1 protein-coding gene is annotated in these 1,236 nt (G+C 60.3%); it reads right to left on the bottom strand.

The window, feature by feature from the left end; genetic code table 11:
• Window positions 1–8: 8 nt before the first annotated feature.
• Window positions 9–1,171 (bottom strand): IS3 family transposase gene (locus RA210_RS19460; protein ID WP_201487720.1). Its coding sequence is split into 2 segments (ribosomal slippage): window positions 9–916 and window positions 916–1,171, totalling 1,164 coding nucleotides; the frame shifts between segments, so codons are not numbered across the junction.
• Window positions 1,172–1,236: the final 65 nt, after the last annotated feature.

Below are 1,236 nucleotides of genomic sequence, written 5' to 3'. Positions count from 1 at the left end.
TGTAGTGGTCAAGCCATCCCGGACAGTGGGTTAAGTTTTTTCTCGGCCACGGCGGGCGGGAGTCCGTCGTTGGCTTGATGCGGCCTGATCCAGTTGTACCGATACATCAGGTAATGACTGATATCACGCCGAGCTTCCCGAGCACACAGGTAGCCCGTTGAGGGTATCCACTCGGTCTTCAGGCTGCGAAACAGCCGCTCCATCGGCGCGTTGTCCCAACAGTTGCCGCGCCGGCTCATGCTTTGCCGCATCCGGTAACGCCATAGCCGTTGCCGGAACAGGCGGCTGGCGTACTGGCTTCCCTGATCCGAGTGGAACATCACCTTCTGCGGTCTGCCACGCTGCTCGTAGGCCATGTCCAACGCACGGGCAGCCAGCTCCGCATCCGGCCTGTCAGAGAAGGCCCAGCCGATGACGCGACGAACGTGAAGATCCAGAACCACAGCCAGGTAATGCCAGCGGCCCTGCGCCCAGACATAGGTGATGTCACCACACCAGACCTGGTTGGGACGCTCGACAGTGAACTCGCGGTTCAGCAGGTTCGGAATGTCGGGACGCTCAACCGTTGCTGACCTGTACGCATGCGAGCCTGGCTGCTTGCTGACGAGGCCCAGCTCACGCATCAGGCTGCGCACCTGAAAGCGACCGATCATCACGCCGCTCTCGCGCATCATGCCCATGATGCTGCGGCTGCCCGCAGCCCCGCGGCTTTCACTGAAAAACTGGTTGACCTGACTGCGCAGGGTTACACGACGAGCATCGACTCGATGACGCCGAGCGCGATAGTCGTAGAAGCACGAACGCGGCACATCGAAGGCTGAACAGACCATTTCCACGGGCTCCTGCTCACTCAACTGGTCTATCAGCGCGTACGTTCGAGTTCGTCCGCCATCAAGAGAGCGGTAGCCTTTTTTAGGATCGCTTTCTCCCGCTCCAGCCGGTTGATCCTGGCCTCCAGCTCCTGGATCTTCTGCTGCTCGGGAGTCAGCGCCTTGCCCTGCGGGGTGATGCCACTGCGCTCATCCTGAAGCTGTTTGATCCATCGACGCAGTGCCGACTCCACCACTCCCAAGGACTGGCAGGCCTCCACCACGGTGTACCCCTGATCCAGAACCAAGGTGGCGGCCTCGCGCTTGAACTCTGCGGAGAACGTACGTCGCTGTCTGCTCATCGAACACCTCTCTAATGGCGATGATTTTCGCCTAAATCGGTGTCCGGGATCAGTAGACCACTACA

Source organism: Pseudomonas sp. OF001 (genome assembly GCF_904426495.1).
Lineage (GTDB): Bacteria > Pseudomonadota > Gammaproteobacteria > Pseudomonadales > Pseudomonadaceae > Geopseudomonas.
This window is presented reverse-complemented; position numbering and strand designations above follow the sequence as displayed.